Here is a 20,676-nt window from a genome sequence, read left to right as displayed (position 1 = left end):
TCACTCGCTTAACCTGCCCACGCCGCTGAAGCCCACGCCATCAAAGGCTTCCCGCTTCTCCGCACCCCGGCGTCCGGAGCGCGAAAGAGCGGAATCCTAGTCGCCGCAGCCAGAACTTGCAAGCGAAATCCTGGGGGTTTCCTTAGGGGATCTTTCCCATACGGCCCGGGTCATCTATCGATGGGGTTTTCACTTCGGGCGCCAGCGTCTGGACGGCGGATGCGCCGATCGTCCAATCATGCAGCACGGTATAAGCGACCGCCAGCAACGTCGGGCCGATGAAAACACCAAGAAAACCAAACGCAAACGCGCCGCCGAGGATGCCGAGCATCACCAGAATCAACGGCATGTCACTGTTTTTGCCAATCAGGATCGGCTTGATGACGTTGTCGGCCATGCCGACTACCAGCAGGCCCCATATGACCACAAAAATCGCCCATCCAGTCGACCCGCCCTGATACAGCCAGATCGCTGCCGGCAACCAGACAATGACCGGACCGCCCGGCACCACCGACAGAAAAAACGTCACGAGCCCGAGCAACGCCGGCGCCGGTACGCCCGCCATCCAGAAACCGAATCCCGCGAGAACCGCCTGTACGAGGGCCGTACCAAGAATCCCGTAGACCACCCCCTTCACCGTGCTGCCCGCCAGCGCCAGCAGATACTCGGCGCGCTCACCGGCTACTCGACGCATGCCGGCTTTCAGCCAGGCGGCCGCCCCCTCGCCACCGGTATAAAAGAAGAACGCAAGCACGATGCTCAACGCCAGCAGCCCCAGCCCATGCGTCACCGCAAGCGCCGCCGCCAGAATCCACTTCCCAGCCGGAGCGGCGAGCGTGCGCAATTGCGCGATCAACTCGGAATTGCTGCTGGTCAAGCGCTCCCAAAAGGCCCCGATGCTCGAACCAACCAGCGGGATCCGCTGCACCCACGGCGGCAGATCGGGCAACCCCGACTCGAAAAGTCTTTGCACCAGCGCAACGATGTCGTGAACATGCGCGCCGAACGCGAAACCCGCATAGACGAACGGCCCGAGCACTACGACCAGAATAATCAGCACGATCAAGGTCGCGGCCAGCTTGCGCCGCCCGCCGACCACGCCAGTGAGTCGCCGGTAGAGTCCCCAGGAACTGTAGCTGAGGATGGCGCCCCACAGCAGCGCGGTCGTAAATGGCGCCAGCACCAGCAACGACCCACCCACGAGCACAATCAATGCGAATACCGCGGCAAGTCGCTCGATCAGTTGGTCAGATTTCACGATGAATCTCCTATTGCGCCAGACCGTGGCAATGACATGACACACGCCCGTCAGGCGCCCGCTGAACGCCGTCAGTATAGAAGCGAGTTGGGCGTCCGGGGTGCCTTATACCATCCCGCCAGGGTGTTGCGAGTCGCTTGCGACTGTGCCGGTGGCGACCGCATTTTTTGAGATGAAAGCGCCCAAATTGCCCGGAGATTGCTGGCCAATCCATATAGCTGCCTGGAAAAGACTAGAATATAAGGTTCCGTGCCCCCAATTTTTCTGGATTTATGCGCTCGCGAATCACCAAACGTCTCCCTCCCGACGCCGACAAGCTCGTCGGTCTCTCGCTCGCGCTTTTCGCGTCGGGCAGCCGTACCGAAGATCGCTTCTGGGAAGCGAAGCTCGACGCGCTGCTGGCCAAAGTCGTGCGCAACGCCAACCAGACTACGCTGGACGCCGCGCTCGACCATCTGCAGCAAAACCATCCGGATGCCTACGGCGCGCTGGCCGACATGGCGGAAACGCACAGCGAATCGTTCGTGATCGAACATGAAGGCGTGTCTTATGAGGCGCTGCTGATCGCCGCGCCTGTGCTCGCCTGGACCCGCTACGTGATTCCGTCCGGCCCGCTCAAGTCCGACGCCGCCGACGCCCTGCGCGCGCACCTGCAAGCGCACGTGCTCGCCGCCAACACGCGCGTGGCAATGGCTCCGTTCCTGTTCAGCATCGACCAGTTGCCGCGCCATCACGTCGAAACGTGGCGCATCGCCCAGCAACTTGCGCAAGCCGCGGTCAGCGGCGGCAACGCGAAGCTCAATTTCGGCGAACTGCCGGAGACCTCGCCGATTCTGGCGGACCCGCGCTTTTTGCTCGCCGTAGTCGCCGCTCCCGTCGGCGACGCGACGTTCCGCTGGCAGGAAGAAGAGCACGGCACTCGCATCGAGCGCGGCCAATGTCTCGAGCAATGGGCCACCCAAGGCGGCGCGAATCTGTCGGTTGTGCTGCCGGGCTGCGAATTCGAATGTCTGCTGCCGGATGCGTACTACTCGGCGTGCCGCGACGCCGATGAAAGTGTGCGTCCGCACACCGTGCGTACCGCCGTGCGTTATCTTTTCGACACTATTGGCGCGGCGCCGCAGGATCTGCGCGCGGTGGTCGCCGGCTTCGGCGAACGGCGCATCGACGAATACCGCGTCGGCTTCACGCGCAAGGGCAGCAACGACGTGATCTACGGTGTCGTGTGGCCACTCTACGGCCGCGAAAACGGCGAGGCGGGCATCGACGAGGAGCCGGAGGAAATCACCGGCTCGGACGAACCGCTCGAGGAAATCGTCGCGCTGCTCAAGGAAACCGGCATCACGGATGTGCGCCGCCACGCGGGCCGCTTCGAGCCGGAATATTGCGACGACTGCGGCGTGCCGCTGTATGCGGACCCGCTCGGCGAAATCGTCCACGCGGAAATGCCCGAAGACGCCGAGCCCGCGCAACCCCATTTCCATTGACACCGAAGTCGACATCCCTGCCTTATCGCAAAAAAGCCCCGTATATACGGGGCTTTTTTGTTGATTGTCCGCATTTCTTATGCCTTTTGGACAGCCGTCAAAACGAAGGGAATTTGTCATCATAGGCACGGTGACGCATCGCCGTGATCGAGTCAGCTCCACGAGTCCCACAGATGCGTCGCGCCATTTCGCCCGATACATCTGGAGACATGCATGCGCTTCGCGATTCTCAATTCAAACGCAGAACGACGTGATGGACTCAAGGCCTTGCTGCGGCAGATCGACCGGCTGGCACGCTTCACAGAAGCCGATGAATGGCGTCTGCTCGAACGTCCGTTCAAGCGTTATCGGCCTGATCTCGTCGTGATCGACTGGGAGGACTGGATGTCGGTTGCGCAGGTGCGTGCGTTGCTCAGCCACTTTCCGGACCTGCGCATCAGCGTGCTCACCGACGGGACTTTGCCCGCGCTCGTGCGCGCGCTGATGGACGAAGGTGTGCTCGGCGTTGTTCCACGCGACACCGATCCCTGCCTGATCGTGCGCGCATTGGAAATGGTGCTGCTCGGCGGTCACTACGTGCCGCCCGGCGCGCTGGCGATCGATCCGCCGCTGCCGACCGACACCGCGATCCGTACGTTCGACGAAGAAAGTCCGCCGCCCCGCCGCAACAAACTCTCGGGCGGGCTATCACCGCGGCAGGAGCAGATCATGCGCTGCGTGCACATGGGCAGCACCAACAAGATGATCGCGCGCACGCTCGGCATTAGCGAAGGTACGGTCAAGATCCACCTGACGAGCATATTCCAGCAACTTGGTGCGCCCAATCGCGCCGCGGCGGTCGCGCTTTACAACGGATGGCTCACGAATCATTTGCAAGTGCTGCGCAACAACGGCGAGCACAGCGCGCGGCCGGTCATCCGCGGGCAGCCTGGCCCAGTTCCGCTCCGGCGCCGCACACGTGCGCGCTTCCAGTATCCGTTGCCGGGCAGCGACACCGGCAGCGCGCTACCGATGGCCGCGGAGCCCGCCACGTCGTACGGTGAGGCCCCACCCGGCCGGCCCGCGCGGAAGTCGGTCGGGCCGGGTTCCGCATGACGAGGGGCGCGGGGCACGCCGCGCGCATGGGTTGGAACGTCCGCATGCGCGCAGCGTCGAGGGTGGGCTGGCATGGAATCCGCTCACACCTTTTGTCGTCCAACGAGTAATATGAGACACATGGGTTTCCTCTACACACCGCTTCCGTTTTGGGTCGCTGTCGGTGGCTGGATTGCCACTGCGATGGTGATCGCGCTCGCGCTGTGGAAAAAACCTTTCAAAAGACTTCAGGACGGCACGCTCCAGCATGTCTGGCTCGCGATAATCGTCGCGGTGTCGGTGCTGTGGTCGAGCAACGCCTGGCTCGACGACGGCACCGTGATGCACCTGCTCGGCGCCACGCTCGTCGTCACGCTGTTCGACTGGGGGCTCGCCCTGATCGCGATGGCGGTGGTCGCGGGTCTGGCCGCCGTCGTCTTCGATGCGCCGTGGCAGGGCATCGCGCTGACGTTCCTCGTGTACGGAGCCCTGCCCGTCGCCATCTCGACCTTGCTCCAGCGCATCTGCACCGCGTGGCTACCGCGCAATCTTTTCATGTTCATCTTCGGCCAGGGCTTCGTTTCGCCCGCCATTGCCGTGTCGTTGACGGCCGCGGCAGCGCTCGGCATCCATATCGTCGTGTCCGGCGGTTCGATGACCGTGGTGCCGATCGGCTACGCGCTCAGCGTGCTGCTGCTCGCCACCGGCGAAGCATGGTTCACTGGCATGGCGACCGCGCTGATCGCGGTCTACCGTCCCGCATGGGTGACCACCTACGACGTGCGGCGCTATCGTCTGGGCGGCCCGCGCACCTGAGAATGCGCGCTTTGACTTCGCGTGCGGCGCATCTGTGACAATCAGCGCCTCGTCACTGGAGACTTTCCGGGCGCCCCCATCAGGACAAGGCAGAATATTTGCAGCAACATTGAACTCAACCCTTGCGCGCGGCATCTTATTTGCCTCATCTCCTATTTGCGTCTAAAGAACTAGATGGATCGCACCAATGTACCGAGCCGGTTGCTGCGGGTGATCGGCCGGTTGGCAGCCTGCGCAGCGGGTCTCTCGCTCATCTGCGCGGCTCCCGCATTCGCTGATCAGCTCGAACAGCACAACGACCTCGTCAATAGATTTATCACCGAAATGCACGCGGATCCGCTCGTCGCGGACTGCGCCGCGCATGGCGACTTCGTCGCGAGCACGTCGACCGCTTTCGACCACGTCGAATTCCCGTCCAGTTCGTTCGACAGTGCGCACTCGTCGGTCACGCCATGGAACGACTCGTTCGACGAAGGCAAGCAGCGCGTCAAGGTGGACAGCATCGTCACCGTCGAGGGCGTCGGCGTGCGCGAGGACAACTCGGGCGAGCCGGCCGATCTGAAATTCCGCTGCGGCTACGTCGGCTCGCAGATGCTCGCATTCAGCTGGAACGATCCCGTACCGCCAAACCGCGCGCATAGCGCGGGATCGGGCCAGCACAAAGGCGGCAAAGGCAAGCACGCGGTCGGCGGCAAGACGTCGAAGAAGTCGTCGAAGACAGGCTCGGGCCAATCGTCGCGCACGACGTCGAGCAAATCGGCAAACAAGAGCTCGAAGAAGAAGAGCCAATGACATCTGGCGCTGATCGAGCCGCGCCACCGTCCGATCAGTCGCCCCAATAAAAAACGAGGCACGCACTTTTGCCGTGCGCGCCTCGTTTTTTGTGTCCATCCGTCCGCTTCTTCAGGCGAACGTCTCCACGTGTCGCAGGATCGCTTGCACCATTGCGGCGCCAAGCGATGCGCTGCGCTCGCCGTTCCAGCCGACCCGCTCGTCGGGCAGATTTGCGTTGTCCTTGAACGGCATTTCCAACGTCAACGACAGACAGCCGAATTCGTTGCCGATGTACTTCGACGCGAGCTTCAACGCATCCTCGCGATACTTGCTCGCCGCATAGCCATACTTGTCCTGAAAATCCGGACTCGCGTGCTTGAACGCCTCGATGAACGCCGTCTGCTCGCGGCCCTGCCGCTCGGTGAAGCCCGGCAACATTTCGGAGCCCGCGACGAACACATACGGCAATGCCTCGTCGCCATGAATATCGAAGAACAGGTCGCAACCTATCGCATGAATCGCGTCGCGCACCACCAGCACCTCGGGACTGCGCGCGGCATCCGGCTCCATCCATTCGCGATTCAGGTTCGCGCCGGCCGCGTTGGTGCGCAGATTGCCGCGCACGCTGCCGTCCGGATTCATGTTCGGCACGATGTGAAACACCGCATGATCGTAGAGCTTGCGCGCGACCGGGTCGCCCGCCCAATCGCCCCAACCGGCGAGGCGCTTCACGAACCCCTCGATGAACCATTCGGCCATCGTCTCGCCCGGATGCTGCCGGGCAATCAGCCAGATGTTCTTTTTGGGCGCGGCGTTGGCGGCATCGTTGGCGGGCGGCGTGCCGAGCGTGAGCAGCGAAATCGGCCGGCCTTCGACCGTCTTGCCGAGTTCGGTCAGCGACGCGTGCGGCATCTGCTGCACGGCGCCGAGAAACTCCGCATGACGCTCCTCGCTGTACGGTTCGAAGTACGCGTAGTAGATGCTGTCGAAATCGGGCGTATGGTCGATCGTCAGCACGCGGCCGTCGTACGACGTCGGCACGCGAAACCAGTTCACGCGGTCGTAGCTCGCGACCGCCCGATAGTCGCGCCAGCCCTCCGCGAACGCGCACGCGGCGGCGTTCTCGAAGGTCATCACGCAGCGCTCGCCCGCCGCGCCCGACAGGCGGAAATAGAACCACTGCGCAAACTCGGCGTGGCTGTCGGGCCGTACGCGCAGGCGAATATTGCCGGCGTCCTCGCAGGACAACACATCAACTGCGCCTGCGTCGAAATTGCTCGTAATCGATAACGTCATCGGAGTCTTCCCTGCCTGAATTCACGCTGCCTTTTTAGCGCAGCGGCACGCTTATTCCGCAACGCGGCGGCGAAATACGAAAGTGGAGTCGTTCGAGGCTTCGGCACAGAACGCGTAGCCTTCGGTCTCGAAGTCCTTCAACTGCTCGGGACGATCGAGGCGATTTTCCACCGCGAAGCGCGCCATCAAGCCGCGCGCGCGTTTTGCATGGAAGCTGATGATTTTGTAGCGGCCGCCCTTCCAGTCTTCGAACACCGGCGTGACGACCGGCGCGTCGAGCAGCTTCGGCTTGACCGACTTGAAGTATTCGCCCGATGCGCAATTGACCAGCACGCGCGAGGTGGCCGCATTCTTCTTCAACTGCGCGTTCAACGCGTGCGTGATCCGCTCGCCCCAGAACGCGTACAGATCCTTGCCGCGCGGGTTGACGAAACGCGTGCCCATTTCGAGCCGGTACGGCTGCAGCAGATCGAGCGGACGCAGCAGGCCGTAGAGGCCCGACAGCACCCGCACGTGATTCTGCGCATAGTCGAGATCGGCCGACGACAACGTCTTCGCATCGAAACCTTCGTACACGTCGCCGTTGAAAGCGAGCACCGCCTGCTTGGCGTTGTGCGTGCCGAATTGCGGCGACCAGTCCGCGTAACGCTGAAAATTGAGGTGCGCGAGCTGATCGGAAATGCTCATCAGCGAAGCGATCTGTTGCGGCGACAAACGGCGCAGGCCGCTGATCAGTTCGGCGGCGTCATCGACGAAATCGGGGATCGTGTGCTTTTTGACGTGCGGCGGGGTGTCGTAGTCGAGCGATTTCGCCGGCGACAGAACGATTATCATAGAGGCTTGCAGGCACGCCGTGCCTGGCGGTCAAAGACGAAAGCCCGATTGTAACGAATGCCCGGTTCCCTCGCCTCAAGCGGCGCGTTGCGCGTCGTACTCGATTCCAATGTCTGGATCGACATACTCGTATTCGACGACCCTCACACGCGGCCGATCGCCGCCGCGCTCGAAAGCGGCGCGCTCGCCGCGCTGATCGACGCGCGCTGCCTCGCCGAGCTCGCCTACGTGCTCGACTATCCGCAGTTCGCGCACCGCAATGTCGACAAAGCCGCTGCGCTCGCGGTCGTCGCGCGGCTGGCGCAACTGGTCGAGCCGTGTGAGCCGACCGAGGCCGCCGCCGACGCGCGGCCGCTGCCCCAATGCAAGGATCGCGACGATCAGAAGTTTCTCGAGCTTGCGCATGCGGCGCAGGCCGACTGGCTCGTGTCGAAAGACCGTGCGGTGCTGAAGCTCGCGAAACGGATCGCGCGCGACTTCGGCTTCAGGATCGCGCAACCGGCACCGTTCGTCGCGGAAATCGGCATCGCGCAGAATGCTGGGGGCGAGCCCGTCAACGCGTGAATCCGACCGTCCGTGTGGCGCGTTGAGCCGAGCGCACGTTGAAGGTTCATCGTCAGGCGGCTTCTGACGATCAACGTGACACCCGCGGCGCGCACAGCGTCTCGCGATTCCCTACAATCAGGCTTCGCCCTTCGCAACGACAGTTCGAGAACCGGCCCACCTTATCGCACTGCTACCCACGACGCCATGAACGCACCGCACGACACGCCCACGAGCCCCACGTTTCCGTCTCGCCTGCCGAACGTCGGCACGACGATTTTCACCGTGATGAGCGCGCTCGCCGCGGAAAAAGGCGCGGTGAATCTGGGTCAGGGCTTTCCCGACTTCGCCTGCGATCCGCGCATCGTCGACGCGGTCGCGAACGCGATGCGCGACGGTCACAACCAGTATCCGCCGATGGCCGGTGTGCTGCCGCTGCGTCAGGCGATTTCGGACAAGATCGCGAATCTGTACGGCCGCCACTACGACGCCAATAGCGAAATCACCGTGACCGCGGGCGCCACACAGGCGTTGCTGACCGCGATTCTTTGCACTGTCCATCCCGGCGACGAAGTGATCGTGATTGAACCGACCTACGACAGCTATCTGCCGTCGATCGAACTCGCGGGCGGCAAGCCGGTTTTCGTCACGCTCGACGCACCCGACTACGCCATCCCGTTCGACAAGCTCGCCGCCGCGATCACGCCGAAGACGCGGCTCATCATGATCAACACGCCGCACAATCCGACCGGCACCGTGTGGCGCGAACAGGACATGCGCAAGCTCGAGGAGATCGTGCGCGGCACCAACGTGCTGATCCTGTCCGACGAGGTGTACGAGCACATGGTCTACGACGGCGCGCCGCATGAAAGCGTCGCGCGTTATCCGGAACTCGCGCAGCGCAGCTTCGTCGTGTCGAGCTTCGGCAAGACCTACCACGTGACGGGCTGGAAAGTCGGCTATGTGGCCGCGCCCGCCGCGCTGAGCGCCGAGTTCCGCAAGGTGCACCAGTTCAACGTGTTCACCGTCAACACACCGATGCAGATCGGCCTCGCCGATTACATGAAGGACCCGGCGCCGTACGTGGAGCTACCGGCGTTCTATCAGCGCAAGCGCGATTTCTTCCACGCGGGCCTCGCGAATTCGCGCTTCAGGCTGCTGCCGTGCACGGGCACGTATTTTCAATGCGTCGACTATTCGGCGATCAGCGACCTGCCCGAAGCCGAATTCGCGCAATGGCTGACCGGCGAAATCGGCGTCGCGGCGATTCCGGTCTCGGCGTTCTATCACGAGGCGCACGAGTCGGGCGTGGTGCGCTTCTGCTTCGCCAAGCAGGAAGGCACGCTCGCTACCGCGCTCGAACGGCTCGCGCGGCTCTAGGATGCCTTGCGCGATGCCACGAACGAACCCACGTTACTTGCCATCGCGCTGCGCGGCACGGGTGTGCGCTTCGCACCCATGCGCGCTTCATGGCACTGCGCTCATCCCCTCAGGACGCACGCGACGCCGCGACACAGGCCTTGCGATCCTCCGTCACGCGCTGCGCAGCCGGCCGCGGGTTGATCGTCTTCACGTAGCGCTTCCAGTCGATCCCCGCTTCGAGCAGAAGATCGCGGCCGTAAATGGTCTGTGTCGCCATACCGACGAGCGGCAGGCTCACGTAGCCGGCGGTATCCGCCACGCTGAATTGCTCGCCGCACAGATACGGCGAGAACTTCGCGATCCGTTTGAAACCGGCGATGTGATGCGTGAGCAGCTTCTCGACGCGCCCTTTCGTCGCGTCGCTGACCGTGCCGCCGAAAAACGCTTCCTTGTACAGATTGCGCACTGTCAGCTCGAGATGTACATCGACGAAAAAGATCATTTCGCGTTCCTTGGCAGCCTGCCACGGATCGGCGCAGAAGATCCGCTTGTCGGGAAAACGCGCAGCCAGATATTCGACGATGCACTGCGACTCGCAGAGGTCGCCGTGCTCGGTCTGCAGATATGGCACCTTGCCGAGCGGCGAATGCTCGAGCAGCGCTTCTTCCTGACTCGGCTTCACGAACTGCTCCTCGAACTCGATGCCATGTTCGAGCAGCACGAACTTGACCTTGTTGTAGTAGTTGGACAGCGCAAAACCGCACAGCTTGATCATGGGGTGTCTCCTTGTGTCATGGTGTGTGAGACCGCGCGTCGAGGTTGAAGTAGCGGCTTTCCATCGAATCATCCAAGAAATTGCACGATCGTGCTATTCTAAAATAACCATGGAGTCGGGCATCACAATGAACTCTCGCAATTTCAGCATCGAGACCATCGGCATCGTCGGCACCGGCGCGATGGGCCGCGGTATCGCGCAAATCGCGGCGCTCGCTGGCCTGCGCGTGCGGCTCTACGACACCAACGCGGCCGCCGTCGGCGCCGCGCGCGACTATCTCGCGGAGACTTTCGCCAAATTGACGGCCAAAGGCAAGCTGGAGCAGTCGCGCTCGCTCGCCGCGCTCGCCAACGTGAGCGGCGTGCAGGCGATCAGCGAGCTGGTCGGCTGCGATCTCGTCATCGAGGCGATCGTCGAAAAGCTCGAGGTGAAGCAGGCGCTGTTTCGCGAGCTCGAAACCGTGGTCAGCGGCCGCTGCATCCTCGCGTCGAATACGTCGTCGCTGTCGATCACCGCGATTGCCGCGGGATGCACCGATCCGTCGCGCGTGGTCGGCTATCACTTCTTCAATCCGGTGCCACTGATGAAGGTCGTCGAAGTGATCGACGGCCTGCGCAGCGACCCCGAAGCCGGCGACGCGCTGATGGAACTCGCGCGCCGCATGGGCCACACGCCGGTGCGCGCGAAGGACATGCCGGGCTTCATCGTCAATCACGCGGGCCGCGGCATGAATACCGAGGGCTTGCGCGTGGCGGGCGAAGGCGTCGCGAGCTTTGCGGACATCGACCGCATCATGCGCGAGCAGGCCGGCTTTCGCCTCGGGCCGTTCGAGCTGCTGGACCTGACCGCGCTCGACGTGTCGCATCCGGTGATGGAGTCGATCTATCACCAGTTCTACGAAGAACCGCGTTACACGCCGTCGCCGATCACGGGCAGGCGGCTATCGGGCGGACTGCTCGGCCGCAAGAGCGGCGAAGGTTTCTATCGCTACGTGGACGGTAAGCAGCAGGTTGCCGCCGAAGCGCCCGCGCCGACCACGCTGCCGCAAAGCGTGTGGGTCAGCCAACGCTACCGCGACGCGTATGAGCCCGTCGTGCAACTGGTCGGCAAAGCGGGCGTACAGCTCGACGAAGGCGCGACGCCCGCCGCCGGTTCGCTGATCGTCGTCACGCCGTTCGGCCACGACGCGACCACGGCCGCGGTCGACGAAGCGCTCGACGCGAGCCGCGTCGTCGCCGTCGATGCCCTATTCCCGCTCGTCGGCGCGCAACGCCGCACGCTGATGACCACGCCGGCCACGACACGCGCCGCGCGCGATAGCGCGCATGCGCTGTTCGCCGCCGACGGCATCCCCGTCACCGTGATCCGCGATTCGACCGGCTTCGTCGCGCAGCGGGTGGTCGCGACGATCGTCAACATCGGCTGCGACATCGCGCAGAAGCAGATCGCGACGCCGGAGGACATCGACCTCGCCGTCATGCTCGGCCTCGGCTACCCGCGCGGACCGCTCGCGCTCGGCGACGCGCTCGGCGCCACCACCATTCTCACGATCCTGCGCAACATGCACAGCGTGCTCGGCGAACCGCGCTATCGTCCGTCGCCATGGCTCGCAAGACGCGCGCAACTCGGCCTCGCGCTCACGCAGCGCGACGGCGCCGACATCCCGACGGAGACCCAATCATGAGCGCCGCCCTGCTCGCTTCACGCCCGGCCAGCAGCGAATCCACACTGGTCCTCACGCTGTCGAACCCCGGTGCGCGCAACGCGCTGCATCCGGACATGTACGCCGCGGGCATCGAGGCATTCGATACCGTCGAGCGCGATCCGTCGATTCGCGCCGTCGTGATCACCGGCGCCGATAACTTCTTTTGCGCAGGCGGCAACCTGAACCGCCTGCTCGAAAATCGCGCGAAAGATCCCTCCGTGCAAGCCGATAGCATCGACATGCTCGCTCAATGGATTTCGGCACTGCGGCTATCGTCGAAGCCGGTCATTGCCGCGGTGGAAGGCGCGGCGGCCGGCGCCGGATTTTCGCTCGCGCTCGCCTGCGATCTGATCGTCGCCGCGGACAACGCCAAATTCGCGATGTCCTACGCGCGCGTCGGCCTGACGCCCGACGGCGGCGGCTCGTGGTTTCTCGCCGAGGCGCTGCCGCGCCAGCTGGCCACCGAGGTACTGATCGAAGCCAAGCCGATCGGCGCCGCGCGTCTGCACGAACTCGGCGTCGTCAACCGGCTCACGAAAGCCGGCACCGCGCTCGATAACGCGCTCGCGTGGGCCGACGAGCTCGGCGCGATTTCGCCCAATTCGGTCGCGCGCATCAAGGGGCTGATCGCCGCGGCCGGTACGCAGCCGCTCGCGGATCATCTGGTCGCCGAGCGCGATAACTTCGTCGCGTCGCTGCATCATCGCGACGGTCTCGAAGGCATCACCGCGTTCCTCGAAAAACGCGCCCCCATCTACAAATAAACGACGACAGAGCCGCCCGACATGCCCGACTACCAACTGCCGAAACGTCGCCGCATCTTCCTGATGCGTCACGGCGACGTCACCTACTTCGACGACTCCGGCCGCGCGATCGATCCCGAAACCGTGCCGCTGAACGCGAACGGCCGCGAGCAGGCGAGCGCGGCGGGCCGCGTGTTCGCCGAACAGCAGGTGCGCTTAGACCGCGTGATCGTCAGCGGCTTGCCCCGCACGATCGAAACCGCGCGGCGCGTGCTTGCCGAAACGGGTCAGCAGATCGAGCCCGAAATCGAGCCCGCGTGGCAAGAAATTCGCGGCGGACGGCTCGGCGGCATACCGCCGAGCGATATCGAGGCCGCCTTTCTCGGCGTGTTCGACGGCATCGTGCCGGAAAGCATGCGCTTTCTCGACGGCGAAACGATCGGCGAGCTGTTCGATCGCGTTCTGCCGGCCGTCACGGCGCTGCGCGAAGACACCTCGTGGGACACCGCGTTGCTGGTGCTGCACGGCGGCGTCAATCGCGCGATCCTGTCGCACGCGCTAACGGCCGGCGGCCGCACGTTCTTCGGTCATCTGGCGCAGGCGACCGGCTGCATCAATGCGCTCGACGTCGGCGCCGCGCCGCGCGACTGGGTGCTGCGCATGCTCAACTATTCACCGCCGTCGCCGTTGCATCGCGACGTTCGCAACACCACGATGGAAATGCTCTACGCACAATTCATCCGATACCAGCGTAGCTGACACCGAACTGGAGGAGACACATGGCGCAAGCCACGCAGACCGGCGAACCCGCACGCAGACAGGACTACTCGGCTTTCGAGGGCACCCGCCCGGTCAACGAGCGGCAACGCTTCGACAACGACGCGCTCGCCGCGTGGCTGGCCGGACATGTCGACGGATTCGAGGGGCCGCTCACGCTCGAGCAATTCGCGGGCGGACAATCCAATCCCACGTTCAAGCTGATCACGCCGTCGCGCGCGTACGTGATGCGCGCGAAGCCCGGACCCGCGGCGAAGCTGCTGCCGTCCGCGCATGCGATCGAACGCGAATATCGCGTGATGCACGCGCTCGCCGACACCGACGTGCCGGTCGCACACATGCTCGCGCTGTGCGAGGACGAAAGCGTGATCGGTCGCGCGTTCTACGTGATGGAGTTCGTGGAAGGCCGCGTGCTGTGGGATCAATCGCTGCCCGGCATGACGCCCACCGAGCGCGCGGCGATCTACGACGAAATGAATCGCGTGATCGCGGCGTTGCACAGTGTCGACGCCGCCACCGCCGGCCTCGCCGACTACGGTAAGCCGGGCAATTACTTCGCGCGCCAGATCGGCCGCTGGAGCAAGCAGTATCTGGCGTCCGAGACCGAGCCGATCGACGCGATGCACCGGCTGATCGAATGGCTGCCGCAGCATATGCCGGCCGAAACGAACGAGCGCGTGTCGGTCGTGCATGGCGACTACCGGCTCGACAATCTGATTTTCGATCGCAACGAGCCGCGCGTGCTCGCGGTGCTCGACTGGGAACTGTCGACGCTCGGCGATCCGCTCGCCGACTTTGCTTACCACTGCATGGCGTGGCATGTCGACCCGACGCAGTTCCGCGGCATCGCGGGACTCGATTGGGCCGCGCTCGGCATTCCCGATGAAGCGCGGTACGTCGAGCGCTATTGCCAACGCACCGGTTTCGAGATTCGTGGCGACTGGAATTTCTATCTGGCCTACAACATGTTCCGCATCGCAGCGATCCTGCAAGGGATCATGAAGCGCGTCGTCGACGGTACCGCATCGAACGCGCAGGCGCTCGACGCCGGCCGGCGCGCGAAGCCGATGGCCGAACTCGCCTGGCACTATGCGCAGAAGGTTCTCTAGACACAAGGGCGCGCCCTGCTCCCCATCATTCGCAGTCCGTTACCCGCGAGGTCCAAGATGAATTTCGATTACACCCCGAAGGTCCAGGCGTTGCGCGAAAAACTGCTCGCCTTTTTCGACGAGCACATTTACCCGAACGAACAGGCGTTCTATGCGGAGATCGCGCGCAACCGCCAGAACGGCAACGCATGGGTGCCGACCGAACTGGTCGAGCAACTCAAGCAGAAGGCGCGCGACGCCGGTCTGTGGAATCTGTTCCTACCGCAATCGGAGCGCGGCGCGGGCCTGACGAATCTCGAATACGCGCCGCTGTGCGAGATCATGGGCCGTGTGCCGTGGGCGCCGGAAGTGTTCAACTGCAACGCGCCGGACACCGGCAACATGGAGACGATCGAGCGCTACGGCAGCGAAGAGAACAAGCGCGAGTGGCTCGAACCGCTGCTGCAAGGGCAGATCCGTTCGGCGTTTCTGATGACGGAGCCAGAGGTCGCGTCGTCGGATGCGACGAACATCCAGACTAGCATCGTGCGCGATGGCGACCATTACGTGATCAACGGTCACAAGTGGTGGTCGTCGGGCGCGGGCGATCCGCGCTGCAAGGTCTATATCGTGATGGGCAAGACCGATCCCGACGCGCCGCGCCATCAGCAGCAGTCGATGATCCTCGTGCCCGCCGACGCCACCGGCATCACCGTGCATCGCCCGCTCACGGTGTTCGGTTACGACGACGCGCCGCACGGCCACATGGAGATCACACTCGACAACGTGCGCGTGCCCGCTACCAACATGCTGCTCGGCGAAGGCCGCGGCTTCGAGATCGCGCAAGGCCGTCTCGGCCCGGGACGCATCCACCACTGCATGCGCCTGATCGGTCTCGCCGAACGCGCGCTCGAATTGATGGCGAAGCGCTCGCTGCAGCGTGTCGCGTTCGGCAAGCCGGTGGCGTCGCAAGGGGTCACGCAGGAGCGTCTTGCCGAGGCGCGCTGCATGATCGAGCAGGCGCGTCTGCTCACGCTGAAGACCGCGTACATGATGGATACCGTCGGCAACAAGGGCGCGCGCGGCGAGATCGCGATGATCAAGGTGGTCGCGCCGAACATGGCGTGTCAGGTGATCGACTGGGCGATTCAGGCGCATGGCGGCGGCGGCGTCAGCGACGATTTTCCGCTCGCGTATGCCTATGCGTCGGCGCGCACGCTGCGTTTCGCCGACGGCCCCGACGAAGTGCATCGCAACGCGATCGCCAAGCTCGAACTTGCGCGCCATATGGATGCGGGCGCGGCGGCTCGCGTTGAGATGCCGGTCACACGCGTTTGAGTGCTTCGGCTCGGTGTGAGCGTGGGGACTGAGCCCGCGGCAAGCAGCGTCGCGCGATCTATGCTCTAATTTTCGGCAACGGCGGCGCCCTCTTTGCGGCGCCGCTTCGACGAACAAAGGAGCCAGGATGATCGACGTCTATAGCTGGGCAACCCCGAACGGCCACAAGATTCATATCATGCTCGAGGAAACGGGCCTACCCTACAACGTGCATGCCGTGAACATCGGTGCCGGCGACCAGTTCAAGCCGGAATTTCTCGCCATCAGTCCCAACAACAAGATTCCCGCGATCGTCGATTCCGAAGGTCCGAAAGGCGCCGACGGCCGGCCCTTCGCGCTATTCGAATCGGGCGCGATCCTGATTTATCTGGCCGAGAAAACCGGCAAGTTTCTACCGAGCGATCCGGCCGCGCGCTACGCGGCACTGCAATGGCTGATGTTCCAGATGGGCGGCCTCGGTCCGATGCTGGGGCAAACGCATCACTTCCGCGTGTATGCACCCGAGCAGATCGAATACGCGGTCAATCGCTACACCAATGAGGCGCGACGTCTGTACGGCGTGATGGACACGCAACTCGGCAAGACGCGGTACCTCGCGGGCAACGACTATACGATCGCGGACATCGCCGCGTTTCCGTGGACCCGTTCGTGGAAAAATCAGGGCATCGAGCTCGATACCTTGCCGAACGTGAAGCGCTGGCATGAAGAGATCGCTGCGCGGCCGGCGGTGGTGCGCGGCGTCGACGTGCTGGCGTCGGCGCGCGCGCCGCTGACGGACGACAAGGCGAAAGAGATCCTGTTTGGCGCGACGCAGTACGCGAAACACTAGTTTCGGCCGTCTCGCTGACGCGGCTCGACACAAACAGAAAGCGCGAGCGGCATGCCTGCCGGCTCGCGCTTTTTCATTTCGTCTGCGAAGGGAAAACGCTAGAAGTAATGCCGCGTGATGAACTCCGCGACGCACACCGGTCGTTCGCTGCCCTGACACTCCAGCGTCACGTTCCACGCGAGTTGCACGCCGCTGTTGTCGACGTCGGTCACCGACTCGACGGCGAACTTCCCGCGCAGCGACGACCCCACGAGTACCGGCGACATGAAACGCACGCGGTTCAAGCCATAGTTGACACCCATGCGCTGCTCGATCTTCACCGTTTTGCCGAGCAAAGCCGGAATCAGCGACAGCGTCAAAAACCCATGCGCGACCGGGCCGCCAAACGGCGATTCGCGTTTGGCCCGCTCGGGATCGATGTGAATCCACTGATGATCGCCGGTTGCCTCGGCGAAACGGTCGACCCTCTCCTGATCGACGCTCAGCCACTCGCTGACGAGCGGCTCGGCGCCGATGAGCGCGCGCAAAGCACCCGCATTGTCGAAAGCGACCAGCGTCGCCGCGCTCGCCGTCATGCCGCCGCTCCCGGATTGCGCAGGCCGAACATGCCGTTCGAGCGCACGGTGATCACCGTTTCGCCGTGCTGATTGATGCCCTCCCAGCGTGTCGACACGATGCCGCGATCCGGCTTGCTCTGCGACACGCGCTTGTCGACGATGACGTTCATCATCGTGATCGTGTCGCCGACTCGTACCGGCTTGAGCCAGCGGATCTCGTCGATCCCGGGCGAACCCATCGATGTCGAATCCGCCAGTACCTTGCGCACGAGCATGCCCATCATTACCGAGCAGGTGTGCCAACCACTCGCGACGAGGCCGCGGAATGGCGATTCGGCCGCGGCGGCTTCGTCGAGATGAAACGGCTGCGGATCGAACTTCTGCGCGAACTCGACAATCTCCTCGCGCGTGAACATGTGCTTGCCGATTTCGCGGCTCGAGCCCACTTCCATGTCTTCGAAACTGATTTTCATCGTGCACCTCCTTTGTCCGGTGGAACGGCCCGATCAGTCTTCGGCGACCGCAAATCCGGGCAGCGTGGCAAACCGCGCGAGATGATGATCGACGTCGCCGAGCGTGGTCTCGATGATCGCGAGGCGCTTGAACAGATGCGCGGCCGCCACTTCGTTCGTGACACCCATGCCGCCGTGCAACTGCACCGCCTGTTGACCAACGAAACGCGCGGCCTGGCCGACCCGAACTTTTGCCGCGGAGATCGCTCGACGGCGCTCGTTCGCGTCTTCACTCGCGTAGCGCATCGCAGCCAGATACGTGATCGAGCGCGCCTGCTCCGCGTGGATCAGCATCTCGACCATGCGATGCTGCAACGCCTGGAAACGCGCGATCGGCTGGCCGAACTGCTGGCGCGTTTTGGTGTACTCGACGGTGGCGTGATTGAGCGCGTCGAGCGCGCCGAGCGCTTCCGCGCACAGCAGCAGCGTGCCGTAGTCGGCGATCTGCTCGAGGGTTGCCGCCCCCGCGTGTTCGCCGGCGAGCCGGCGCGCGGGCGTGCCATTGAATTCGAGCGTCGCGGCGCGTTGACCGTCGATCGTGCGGTACTCGGTGAGCGTGACGCCGGCCGCGTCACGCGCGACGACAAAGAGTGCGATCTCGCCATCGAGGCGCGCCGGCACGATCCAGTGGTCCGCCTGCGCGCCGTGCAGCACGACCGATTTGGTGCCGCTCAGCGTGTGCTGCGCACCCTGCCCGCTCGCGGTCGTCGCGACGTCGAACAGATCGTAGCGCGCATGCGGCTCGTGAAACGCCACGGCCAGCCTCGCTTCGCCCTGGGCCGCCCGTTCGAGCAGGGCGGCATCTTCGCCGTCGCCGGTGCCGGCAAGGCGCAGCGCTTCGATGCCGACCGCGGTCGCCCAAAACGGCTCGACGACGAGCGCGCGGCCGAGCTCCTGCATGACCACGAGCATGTCGATCGGACCACCGTTGAAGCCGCCCTGCGTTTCCGGCACCGGCAACGCGGTCAGCCCCAGTTCGGTGAACGCGGCCCAGTGCACAGCCGATACGCCCGCCTCCGAGCGCACGATCTGCTGGCGCGCTTCGAAGCCGTAGCTCCTGTCGAGATAGCGGCGCAGCGCATCGGCAAATTGCTGTTGTTCGTCGTTGAAAGTGAAGTCCATGCGCCGCTCCTCAAAGTCCGAGAATCATCTGCGCGATGATGTTCTTTTGAATTTCGTTCGAGCCGCCGTAAATCGACGTCTTGCGGAAGTTGAAGTAGTACGCGGCAAGCGGCGCGGCATCGTCGTCGCCGGCAAGACTGTGCTCGCGTTCGCCTTCTAGGAACGGCACGTCGAACGGCGCGGCCAGCGGGCCGATTGCTTCGAACATCAGCTCGGTGAGCCCCTGTTGCACTTCCGTGCCCTTGATCTTCAGCATCGACGCTTCCGGGCCCGGGCCGCGACCGCCCGCCTCGTTGGCTACCACCCGTTGCACGGTGACTTCCAGCGCCATCAACTCGATTTCGAGACTCGCTACCTTCGCCGCAAACACCGGATCGTGCAGCAGCGGCTTGCCGTTCTTTTTCTGATTCAGCGCGACACGCTTCAGAAACGCCAGCTCACGCTTCGACGCTCCGACTCGCGCAATGCCGGTACGCTCGTGGCCGAGCAGATATTTCGCATACGTCCAGCCGCGATTTTCTTCGCCGACGAGATTGTCGACCGGCACTTTGACGTCCTCGAAGAACACCTCGTTGACTTCGTGATCTTCGTCGAGCGTGATGATGGGCCGCACCGTGATGCCCGGGGTTTTCATATCGATCAGCAGGAACGAGATGCCCTCCTGCTTTTTGGCGCCGCTGTCGGTGCGCACGAGGCAGAACATCATGTCGGCGTGCTGGCCGAGCGTGGTCCAGGTCTTCTGGCCGTTGACCACGTAATGATCACCGACGCGCTCCGCGCGGGTGCGCAGCGACGCAAGGTCGGAACCCGATCCCGGTTCCGAGTAGCCCTGACACCACCAGTCCGTGCCGTCGAGAATACGCGGCAGATAGTGGCGCTTCTGCGCCTCGTTACCGTACTTCATCAGCACCGGCGCAACCATCGACACACCGAAAGGCAGCACGGAAGGTGCGCCGATACGCGCGCACTCTTCTTCCCAGATATGTCGTTGCGTCGCGTCCCAGCCGGGGCCGCCGTATTCGCGCGGCCACGCGACTGCCGACCAGCCTCGCGTGCCGAGCAGCCTGTGCCAGCTTGCGAAGTCTTCGCGGGAAAGCCGTTTGTGATTGAGAACCTTGTCGCTCAGCTCGCGAGGCAGATTCGCTTCGAGCCAGGCGCGGATGTCGGCGCGGAACGCGTCTTCAGCGGGGGAATAGTCCAGATTCATGCGTAGTGTCTCCTGGCCGCCACCGCCCGGCCGCCTGGAGCCACCGCGCTATTGCAGTGGTTCCTTCAGCGCAGCTGGGACCGGCAGCGGCATCACTTCGATGCCTTCCTCGACCAAGGCACGCGCATCCTCCGGTGTCGTGACACCGCGAATACTGCGCACAGGCGCTTCGTTGTAGTGAATGCGTCGTGCTTCCTCGGCGAAGCGGTCGCCCACGTTCTCCGTCTTCTCCAGTACCTCGCGCAGCGCGCGCATCAGGTGCGCCTGCATTTGCTCCACGCCCGCCGGCGCCTTGGAGTCGGTCGCGCCCGACAGATTCAGACGCGGTGCCGACGGCAAACGGCTCACCTCGTTCGCACCGCAGATCGGACATTCGACGAGCTTGCGGGACTGCTGCGACTCGAAGTCATCGGTCGAAGCGAACCAGCCTTCGAACCGATGGCCATGCGGACACTGTAAATCGAGGACCTTCATGTGGAATCAGGGCTTGCGTGCCAGTTTAGCGCAAAATGGAAATTTGTGAACGGTCGTTCGCAAAACTTTAGAGCCGACGCGCAACCGCCAGCAGCCGCAAGGGAA

At 63.9% G+C, this 20,676-nt stretch carries 21 protein-coding genes; 12 read left to right on the top strand and 9 right to left on the bottom strand.

Translation table 11 applies throughout. The annotated features are described in order from the left end of the window. Positions 1-142: 142 nt before the first annotated feature. Entirely contained in the window at positions 143-1,258 is a 1,116-nt protein-coding gene (locus HDG32_RS27200; RefSeq protein ID WP_184072137.1) for an AI-2E family transporter, read from the bottom strand. A gap of 272 nt (positions 1,259-1,530) precedes the next feature. Here HDG32_RS27200 and HDG32_RS27195 point away from each other — a divergent pair, with 272 nt between their 5' ends. From HDG32_RS27195 to HDG32_RS27180, 4 genes are all read left to right on the top strand, one after another. After that, complete coding sequence (locus tag HDG32_RS27195) at positions 1,531-2,745, top strand: DUF2863 family protein (RefSeq protein ID WP_184028728.1); 1,215 nt, start codon at positions 1,531-1,533, stop codon at positions 2,743-2,745. A 213-nt stretch (positions 2,746-2,958) separates the two neighbouring features. After that, positions 2,959-3,840, top strand: a complete 882-nt coding sequence (locus HDG32_RS27190; protein ID WP_184072136.1) for a response regulator transcription factor — start codon at positions 2,959-2,961, stop codon at positions 3,838-3,840. A 120-nt stretch (positions 3,841-3,960) separates the two neighbouring features. Beyond that, a complete protein-coding gene (locus HDG32_RS27185) occupies positions 3,961-4,635 on the top strand; it encodes an energy-coupling factor ABC transporter permease (protein WP_184028785.1) in 675 nt (224 codons plus the stop codon). Positions 4,636-4,809: 174 nt separating this feature from the next. Beyond that, entirely contained in the window at positions 4,810-5,427 is a 618-nt protein-coding gene (locus HDG32_RS27180; RefSeq protein WP_184072135.1) for a BspC domain-containing protein, read from the top strand. A gap of 111 nt (positions 5,428-5,538) precedes the next feature. Here HDG32_RS27180 and HDG32_RS27175 read toward each other — a convergent pair whose 3' ends face one another. Then, positions 5,539-6,705, bottom strand: a complete 1,167-nt coding sequence (locus tag HDG32_RS27175; RefSeq protein ID WP_184072134.1) for a carboxypeptidase family protein — start codon at positions 6,703-6,705, stop codon at positions 5,539-5,541. Between the two features lie 51 nt (positions 6,706-6,756). Beyond that, positions 6,757-7,539, bottom strand: coding sequence for a peroxide stress protein YaaA (gene yaaA, locus HDG32_RS27170; RefSeq protein WP_184072133.1), 783 nt, complete (start codon positions 7,537-7,539; stop codon positions 6,757-6,759). A 57-nt stretch (positions 7,540-7,596) separates the two neighbouring features. Between yaaA and HDG32_RS27165 the strand changes: the two genes are divergently transcribed. Both HDG32_RS27165 and HDG32_RS27160 read left to right on the top strand, forming a co-directional pair. Further along, the gene (locus HDG32_RS27165; protein WP_184072132.1) at positions 7,597-8,103 is read left to right on the top strand and encodes a putative toxin-antitoxin system toxin component, PIN family; all 507 of its coding nucleotides are present in this window, start codon (positions 7,597-7,599) and stop codon (positions 8,101-8,103) included. A 186-nt stretch (positions 8,104-8,289) separates the two neighbouring features. After that, positions 8,290-9,462, top strand: a complete 1,173-nt coding sequence (locus HDG32_RS27160; RefSeq protein ID WP_184072131.1) for a pyridoxal phosphate-dependent aminotransferase — start codon at positions 8,290-8,292, stop codon at positions 9,460-9,462. A gap of 109 nt (positions 9,463-9,571) precedes the next feature. Here HDG32_RS27160 and HDG32_RS27155 read toward each other — a convergent pair whose 3' ends face one another. Continuing rightward, positions 9,572-10,219 (bottom strand): glutathione S-transferase, encoded by a 648-nt coding sequence (locus tag HDG32_RS27155; protein ID WP_090803802.1) that lies wholly within the window; start codon positions 10,217-10,219, stop codon positions 9,572-9,574. 127 nt (positions 10,220-10,346) lie between these two features. On the opposite strand from HDG32_RS27155, the gene HDG32_RS27150 reads away from it, so the two are divergent. From HDG32_RS27150 to HDG32_RS27125, 6 genes are all read left to right on the top strand, one after another. Further along, on the top strand, positions 10,347-11,903 hold the full coding sequence (locus HDG32_RS27150; protein WP_184072130.1) for a 3-hydroxyacyl-CoA dehydrogenase: 1,557 nt from the start codon (positions 10,347-10,349) through the stop codon (positions 11,901-11,903). After that, entirely contained in the window at positions 11,900-12,688 is a 789-nt protein-coding gene (locus tag HDG32_RS27145; RefSeq protein WP_090803799.1) for an oxepin-CoA hydrolase, alternative type, read from the top strand. Before HDG32_RS27150 ends, HDG32_RS27145 begins: the two co-directional genes overlap by 4 nt. A gap of 21 nt (positions 12,689-12,709) precedes the next feature. Beyond that, a complete protein-coding gene (locus tag HDG32_RS27140; RefSeq protein WP_184072129.1) occupies positions 12,710-13,426 on the top strand; it encodes a histidine phosphatase family protein in 717 nt (238 codons plus the stop codon). 20 nt (positions 13,427-13,446) lie between these two features. After that, on the top strand, positions 13,447-14,553 hold the full coding sequence (locus HDG32_RS27135) for a phosphotransferase (protein ID WP_184059299.1): 1,107 nt from the start codon (positions 13,447-13,449) through the stop codon (positions 14,551-14,553). A 57-nt stretch (positions 14,554-14,610) separates the two neighbouring features. Then, positions 14,611-15,870 (top strand): acyl-CoA dehydrogenase family protein, encoded by a 1,260-nt coding sequence (locus HDG32_RS27130; protein WP_184072128.1) that lies wholly within the window; start codon positions 14,611-14,613, stop codon positions 15,868-15,870. Positions 15,871-15,997: 127 nt separating this feature from the next. Continuing rightward, complete coding sequence (locus tag HDG32_RS27125) at positions 15,998-16,699, top strand: glutathione binding-like protein (RefSeq protein ID WP_184072127.1); 702 nt, start codon at positions 15,998-16,000, stop codon at positions 16,697-16,699. 98 nt (positions 16,700-16,797) lie between these two features. On the opposite strand, the gene HDG32_RS27120 is transcribed toward HDG32_RS27125, so the two are convergent. From HDG32_RS27120 to HDG32_RS27100, 5 genes are read right to left on the bottom strand one after another with little or no spacing between them, the layout of a single operon-like run. Further along, complete coding sequence (locus HDG32_RS27120; RefSeq protein ID WP_184072126.1) at positions 16,798-17,274, bottom strand: MaoC family dehydratase; 477 nt, start codon at positions 17,272-17,274, stop codon at positions 16,798-16,800. Further along, a complete protein-coding gene (locus HDG32_RS27115) occupies positions 17,271-17,729 on the bottom strand; it encodes a MaoC family dehydratase (protein WP_090803790.1) in 459 nt (152 codons plus the stop codon). The genes HDG32_RS27120 and HDG32_RS27115 overlap by 4 nt, the downstream gene beginning before the upstream one ends. Positions 17,730-17,762: 33 nt before the next feature. Beyond that, the gene (locus HDG32_RS27110; RefSeq protein ID WP_184028661.1) at positions 17,763-18,890 is read right to left on the bottom strand and encodes an acyl-CoA dehydrogenase family protein; all 1,128 of its coding nucleotides are present in this window, start codon (positions 18,888-18,890) and stop codon (positions 17,763-17,765) included. A gap of 10 nt (positions 18,891-18,900) precedes the next feature. Continuing rightward, positions 18,901-20,097 carry an acyl-CoA dehydrogenase family protein gene (locus tag HDG32_RS27105; protein ID WP_090803787.1) on the bottom strand — a complete coding sequence of 399 codons (1,197 nt, stop codon included), beginning with the start codon at positions 20,095-20,097 and terminating at the stop codon, positions 18,901-18,903. Between the two features lie 48 nt (positions 20,098-20,145). Beyond that, a complete protein-coding gene (locus HDG32_RS27100) occupies positions 20,146-20,571 on the bottom strand; it encodes a DUF1178 family protein (RefSeq protein WP_184072125.1) in 426 nt (141 codons plus the stop codon). Between the last annotated feature and the right edge of the window lie 105 nt (positions 20,572-20,676).

This window comes from Paraburkholderia sp. CI2 (genome assembly GCF_014201055.1).
Classification (GTDB): Bacteria; Pseudomonadota; Gammaproteobacteria; order Burkholderiales; family Burkholderiaceae; genus Paraburkholderia; species Paraburkholderia tuberum.
Note: the sequence above shows the minus strand (reverse complement) of the source record. Positions and strands in the feature narration are given on the sequence as shown.